General features: G+C 69.3%; 5 protein-coding genes. 2 read left to right on the forward strand and 3 right to left on the reverse strand.

Annotation, left to right across the window (positions count from 1 at the left end; genetic code table 11):
* Positions 1–71 precede the first annotated feature (71 nt).
* The 3 genes from ACWCO2_RS36505 to ACWCO2_RS36515 all read right to left on the reverse strand — a co-directional run bounded on the left by ACWCO2_RS36505 (position 72) and on the right by ACWCO2_RS36515 (position 2,668).
* A complete protein-coding gene (locus tag ACWCO2_RS36505; RefSeq protein WP_450132376.1) occupies positions 72–368 on the reverse strand; it encodes a helix-turn-helix domain-containing protein in 297 nt (98 codons plus the stop codon).
* Positions 369–514: 146 nt separating this feature from the next.
* A complete protein-coding gene (locus ACWCO2_RS36510) occupies positions 515–1,222 on the reverse strand; it encodes a M50 family metallopeptidase (RefSeq protein ID WP_450132377.1) in 708 nt (235 codons plus the stop codon).
* 468 nt (positions 1,223–1,690) lie between these two features.
* Positions 1,691–2,668 (reverse strand): LacI family DNA-binding transcriptional regulator, encoded by a 978-nt coding sequence (locus ACWCO2_RS36515; protein ID WP_450132378.1) that lies wholly within the window; start codon positions 2,666–2,668, stop codon positions 1,691–1,693.
* 174 nt (positions 2,669–2,842) lie between these two features.
* Here ACWCO2_RS36515 and ACWCO2_RS36520 point away from each other — a divergent pair, with 174 nt between their 5' ends.
* Positions 2,843–4,354 carry a sugar ABC transporter ATP-binding protein gene (locus tag ACWCO2_RS36520; protein WP_450132380.1) on the forward strand — a complete coding sequence of 504 codons (1,512 nt, stop codon included), beginning with the start codon at positions 2,843–2,845 and terminating at the stop codon, positions 4,352–4,354.
* Positions 4,347–6,287, forward strand: a complete 1,941-nt coding sequence (locus ACWCO2_RS36525) for an ABC transporter permease/substrate-binding protein (protein ID WP_450132379.1) — start codon at positions 4,347–4,349, stop codon at positions 6,285–6,287. The genes ACWCO2_RS36520 and ACWCO2_RS36525 overlap by 8 nt, the downstream gene beginning before the upstream one ends.
* Positions 6,288–6,397 lie beyond the last annotated feature (110 nt).

Consider the following 6,397-nt stretch of genomic DNA (forward strand, 5'->3'; position numbering starts at 1 on the left):
TGAAATTTTTTCTGTCATGGAATGAGCCTTCCTGAGTCACCGAATTGACTCGATCTTGGCCCATCCGTGGCTTACACGGTTGGAATGACACGGCCCACTTCGACCGCCCTGGGTGCGCCCCCGCTCCATTTTGGGTCCAGCGCGGGGAAACCCTCCCGGTTGAACGCGTGGATCACATCGCGGACGTAGTCCGCGATGTGATCCAGCAGATGCGCGATGTCAGGAACCGACCGCCCCTGAGCCGAGGCCCACACCACGATCGCCCGACGCAACCTGACCGGGTCCTTCGAGGTCCTGCTGATCCTCTGCAGGCGTTGCCCCTCGGCCATGCTCACCGGGCACACGAACACCTCCGGACGGCGCGGCATCCACCACCTCCACCAGACTCAACACTCTTGCCCAGAAAGCATGCCCGACACCAACCAGCTAATGATCAATAACCCGATCAAGGTTCATAGACGAGGCACTAGAAAACGCCACCCCCGGCAACGAGCTAATCCTCGCACCAGGCCCGTCAGACCTGGGGCATGAGGAGGAGCCAGGTTCCGCCGAGGACGAGGGCCACCAGGCCGAGCAGGTACCAGGTGGTCAGCCAGAGGACGGCGGGCGTTCTGGTCAGGCGGGCGAGCTGGTCCGCGTCGGAGTTGGCCGCCCTGCCGCGCGAGCGCTTGCGGCTCAGCTCGCCGATCGGGCGCAGCCCGCCGATGAGCAGGAACCAGCTCAGCAGGGCGCTGCACAGCGCCTGCCAGGCCGGGGTGGCGAACCAGACGACCGCGAAGATCGCGCCGCCGGTCAACAGGATCGACAGCACGCCGTAGGCGTTGCGGATCGCTAGCAGCATGGCCGCCAGCAGCGCGATGCAACCCCACAGCATCACGTGCGCCAGGTCCACGGTCACCAGCCACGCGCCACCTAGGCCGAGCAGCGACACCGCCGGATACCCGGCGAACAGGGTGAAGACCATGCCCGGTCCGGTCGCCTTGCCGGTCGACACGGTGAGCCCGGAGGTGTCGGAATGCAGGCGGATGCCGTTGAGCTTGCGGCCGCTGAGCAGCGCGATCACCGCGTGCCCGCCTTCGTGCGCGATGGTCACGACGTTGCGCAGCGGCAGCCAGGTGGCGCGGTTGAGCACCAGGACCAACGAGATCAGGCCCGCGATCAGCGCCGCGATGTTGCCGGAGTCGAGCAGCTGCGCGGTCCACTCCCGCACTAATTCGTCCACAGTAGACACCTGGCGTTCCGGGTACAGGTCGCGGCCCAGACTAACCGAACACCCGAACGACCCGACGCCGGCGATTTCCCCGACCACCGCCCGCCATCCACCAACCACCGACCGTCATCCAAGCCCCACTGGATCCGGTCAAACACGCGATTTCAATGGAAATCAGACGTCCAATTTCCATTGAAGTCGCGGAAGTTCTCCCCAGGCCCAGCGAGTTGTCCACACCCGTCGGCATGTCGGGGTCCCGACACGCCGGTGGTCCACAGTTTCAATTGAAACTGTAAATCCCAGGCACGGCGGATCACAGTTTCAATTGAAACTGTGATCCAGGATCTGGGACCGGACCAACGCTCGGGCACGGGCGGAGGCAAGTTCGAGCCAGGTGGCAAGGCCGGGTCGAGCGAAGACCGGAGTCAGGCCTGGGACGGAGGTCCGGAGCGGGGAACCAGAGTTAGGTCTGGGGTGGGGTCAGGTGGAGGAACGGATGACGAGGCCTGGGGTGATCGCGATGCTTCGGGGGGTTGTTTCTTCTCCGGAGAGGCGGGCATCGAGGCCTCGGACAGCTTCGGCCGCGATTTGCTCTTGGGGTTGGCGGACCGTAGTCAGGGCCGGTTGGGCGAGTTCGGCGTAGGGGATGTCGTCGAAGCCCGCGACCAGGACGTCCTCCGGGACCCGGACACCGCTGTTCGCCAGTTCGCCCAGCACACCGAGGGCGATCGTGTCGTTGCCGCAGACGATTCCGTCGGGCAGAGAATCTCGCTTCAGCAGCTGCCGAGCCGCCTGCTGCCCCCACTCCTTGCTGAAGTCGCCCAACAGCACGTCATCGCCATCGCCGACCGCCCGCCGAAAACCATCCAGACGCGCCTGAGCCGCCGAGTCGGTGGGCTGCGCCCCGACGAACACCAGGCGCTGGGCACCGCGCTCGGTCAGATGCCGGACCACCTGCCAGACCCCGGCCTCGTTGTCCACGCCGACCCAGCTGCCCGCGAAGCCGTCCACCCGCAGGTCGAGCTGGATCACCGGGATCCGGGCCGCGGCCGTGGTCAGCGCTTCGCCGCTGCGCTCGCGGTGACAAGGGATCATGATCAGCGCGTCGACGCGGCGGTCCAGCAGCGCGCGGACCTGGCGCTGCTCGAGTTCCGGTTCGTAGTGCGAGTTGGCCAGCAGCAGGCTGCGCTGGCCGTCGTGCAGCTGCTTCTCGATCGACTCGACGAGCGTGGCGAAGAACGGGTTCGAGATCCGGGGCACGACCATGCCGATGGTGTGCGTGGTGCGGCTGCGCAGCGATGCCGCCACAACATTGGGTTCGTAGTCGAGTTCGCGCGCCGCCGCGAGCACCTTGTCGCGGTTCGCCGCGCGCACTCCGCGCTGGCCGGACAACGCGCGAGACGCCGTCGCCACCGAAACCCCGGCTCGCGCCGCCACATCGTGGATCGTGACGCCCACGCCACCTCCTCCGCTCGGGATCGCGCGCGCTCCGTTGCACCACGATCAATCGGAGTGTAATCGGTTTCGCGACCAGTTTCGCCACTTGACAGGCAGTCATCCATCGTTCATTGTGGCCCAGCTACGGAAACCGATTACAGTTTCCGCGCTCAACGACGAGTGGAGCTGACCGTGATGGCCGACGACGGGCATCTGGAGCTGATCGGGGTCTCCAAGACCTACCCCGGTGTGCGCGCCCTGGACGCCGTGGACTTCGACCTGCGCCCGGGCGAGGTGCACGTGCTGCTCGGGGAGAACGGCGCGGGCAAGAGCACGCTGATCAAGATGATCGCCGGCGCGCACCGCCCGGACACCGGGGAGATCCGGGTGGACGGCGAGCAGGTGCGCTTCCACGGTCCCGAGGACGCCGAACGGCTTGGCATCGCCACCATCCACCAGGAGATGGCGCTGGTCCCGCAGCTGACCGTGGCCGAGAACATCTACCTGGGCCGCCCGCCCCGCCGCTTCGGCGTGATCGACCGCCGCGCGATGCGCCGCCAGGCCGGCGAGCTGATCGAGCGGATGGGCCTGGACCTCGACGTGGACGCCATCGTCGGCGAGCTCGGCGTCGCGCACCGGCAGCTGGTGGAGATCGCCAAGGCGCTCAGCCTGGACACCCGTTTCCTGATCATGGACGAGCCGACCGCGGTGCTCAGCCGGTCCGAAGTGGACAGGCTGTTCAGCATCGTCGGCGACCTCACCGCGCAGGGCGTCGGCGTCGTGTTCATCTCGCACCTGCTCAACGAGGTCGCCGAGATCGGTGACCGGGTCAGCGTGCTGCGCGACGGCACCAAGGTGGGCGAGGTGCCCGCCGACACCGACCAGGACGAGCTGGTGCGGCTCATGGTCGGCCGCACCGTCGACCAGCAGTACCCGCCCCGCGAGGCCGAGATCGGCGACGTTCAGCTGGAGGTCCGCGGCCTGACCAGCCACGGCGTGCTGGCCGACATCAGCTTCACCGCGCGGGCCGGCGAGGTGCTGGGCATCGGCGGCCTGGTCGGCGCGGGACGCACCGAGCTGGTGCGCGCGCTGTTCGGCGCCGACCGCTACGACCAGGGCGAAGTGCTGGTCGGCGGGCAGTCGATCCCGTCCGGCGACATCGCCGCGGCCCGCGCCGCCGGGCTCGCGCTGGTCCCCGAGGACCGCGCCGGGCAGGGCCTGGTGCTGGGCGCGTCGGTGGCCGAGAACCTCGGCCTGGCAACGATTTCCGACCGCACCCGGGCCGGTCTGGTCGACCTGGCCGGGCAGCGTCGCGAAGCCGCGGAGTCGGTGCAGCGGCTGCGGATCCGCACTCCCGGGCTGGACCAGCCCGCGCTGACCCTCTCCGGCGGCAACCAGCAGAAGATCGTCATCGGCAAGTGGCTGCTGGCCGAGCCGCGAGTGCTCATCCTCGACGAACCCACGCGCGGCATCGACGTCGGTGCCCGCGCCGAGATCTACGAACTCATCAACGAACTCGCCCGCGCGGGCACCACGGTGCTCGTCGTCTCCAGCGATCTGCCCGAGCTGCTCGGGCTCAGCGATCGCGTGCTGGTGATGGCCGATGGACGGCTGCGCGGCGAGCTGGACGGTGCCGAGGCGACTCAGGAGCGCGTGCTGGCGCTCGCCGTCTCGGCGGAACACACCGGAGGAGAAAGCGATGCCTGACAACGAAGTCGGCACCACCCCCCGCTGGCGAGCCGCGCTCGGCCGCGCGGGCGGCCCGCTGGGCGGGCTGGTCGTGCTGGTGGTCCTGCTGGCGCTGTTGTCACCGGACTTCCTGACCCCGAACAACCTGCTCAACGTGGGCGTGCAGGCGTCCGTGGTGGCGGTGCTGGCGTTCGGCATGACGTTCGTGATCGTCAGCGGCGGCATCGACCTGTCGGTGGGCAGCGTCGCCGGGTTGGCCGGGATCGTCACCGGTTGGGCGGTGACCTCGGCGGGTCTCCCGCTGTGGCTGGCGGTTCCGATCGGCCTGGCCGCCGGTGCGGTGGCCGGTCTGCTCAGCGGTGTGCTGATCACCGCTGGTCGGGTGCCGCCGTTCATCGCGACGCTGGCGATGCTCAGCGTCGCGCGCGGGTTAGCACTGGTCATCTCCGACGGTCGGCCGATCGGCCTGGACGGCTGGCTGACCGAGATCGGCAGCGGCGCCCTGTTCGGCGTGCTCCCCTACCCGGTGCTGGTGATGCTGGCGATCGGGCTGATCACGGCGTTCGTGCTGCGCCGCACCTACGCCGGGCGCGCGATGTACGCGATCGGCGGCAACGCCGAGGCAGCACGGCTGTCCGGCATCAAGGTCACCCGTCAGCGACTGCTGATCTACGCCATGTCCGGGCTTTTCGCCGCGGTGGCGGGCATCCTGCTCGCGGCGCGGCTGGCTTCGGCGCAGCCCGAGGCGGGCACCGGCTACGAGCTGGACGCGATCGCGGCGGTGGTGATCGGCGGGGCGAGCCTGGCCGGTGGCGTCGGGTCCGCGCTGGGCACCTTCGTCGGCGCGCTGATCCTCGCGGTGCTGCGCAACGGCCTGAACCTGCTTGACGTTTCGGCGTTCTGGCAGCAGGTCGTCATCGGTGCGGTGATCGCCGCGGCGGTGCTGTTCGACACCGCGCGCCAGCGTCGCCGCAGCGGGAAGCGCGGCCAGGGCCTGCTGCGCAACCCAGCAGTGCGCCGCGCGACGGCTGCGGTGACCGCGCTGCTGCTGGTGGCCGCGGGCTGGGCGATCTACCAGCGGCAGAACGCCGCCGACGACGGACGAATCCGGGTCGCGCTGTCGGTGTCCACTTTGAACAACCCGTTCTTCGTCGACCTGCGCGAAGGCGCGCAGGAAGAGGCCGACCGGCTCGGCGTGGAGCTGCTGATCACCGACGCGTCCGAGGACGCCTCGCAGCAGGCGAACGCGGTGCAGAACGCGATCGCGCAGAACGTCGACGCGATCGTGGTCAACCCGGTCGACTCCGACGCGGTGGTGCCGTCGGTGAAGGCGGCGAACTCCGCGCAGATCCCGGTGATCGGCGTGGACCGCGCACCCAGCGCCGGCAACGTGGTCACGACCGTCGCCTCCGACAACGTCGCTGGTGGCCGGCTGGCCGCTCAGCAGCTGGCGGAGCAGGTGGGCTCCGGGCCGATCGCGGTGCTGGAAGGCGAGCCCGGCACGTCCGCGGCGCGGGAGCGCGGCCAGGGCTTCACCGAGGAGATCCGCAACCACCCGGGCATCGAGGTGGTGGCCTCGCAGCCGGCCGACTTCGACCGCACCAAGGCGCTGGACGTCATGCAGAACATCGCGCAGGCCCACCCGGAGATCCGCGGGGTCTTCGCGGCCAACGACGAGATGGCGCTGGGCGCGATCAAGGCCCTGGGAGCCCGAGCGGGCAACGACGTCAAGGTCGTCGGCTTCGACGGAACCCCGGAGGGTCTGGCGGCGGTCAAGGCCGGCACCGAGAGCGCCGACGTGGCCCAGCAGCCGAAGCTGCTCGGCAAGGCGGCGGTGGAGCAGGCGGTCCGGGCGGCCCGCACCCACGACCTCGGCCCCGGACAACCGACCAACATCCCGGTCGAGATCGTCACCAAGGACACGGTCGAGGCCTTCCTCCGCGACCAGTGACCACACCGATCCGGTCGCGCGGATCCCGGCGATCAAGCAGGACCTCGGCCTGGACGACTGGCAGGTGACGCTGGCGCTGTTCGCGGTCGCGGCCGGTTCGGTGCTGGCGA

This window comes from Saccharopolyspora sp. NPDC002376, from assembly GCF_053593195.1.

What these genes read in the sequence shown, in the direction of transcription:
- ACWCO2_RS36505 (WP_450132376.1), bottom strand. Translation starts at nt 368, where the DNA reads ATGCCGCGCCGTCCGGAGGTGTTCGTGTGCCCGGTGAGCATGGCCGAG.
- ACWCO2_RS36520 (WP_450132380.1), top strand. Translation starts at nt 2,843, where the DNA reads ATGGCCGACGACGGGCATCTGGAGCTGATCGGGGTCTCCAAGACCTAC.
- ACWCO2_RS36525 (WP_450132379.1), top strand. Translation starts at nt 4,347, where the DNA reads ATGCCTGACAACGAAGTCGGCACCACCCCCCGCTGGCGAGCCGCGCTC.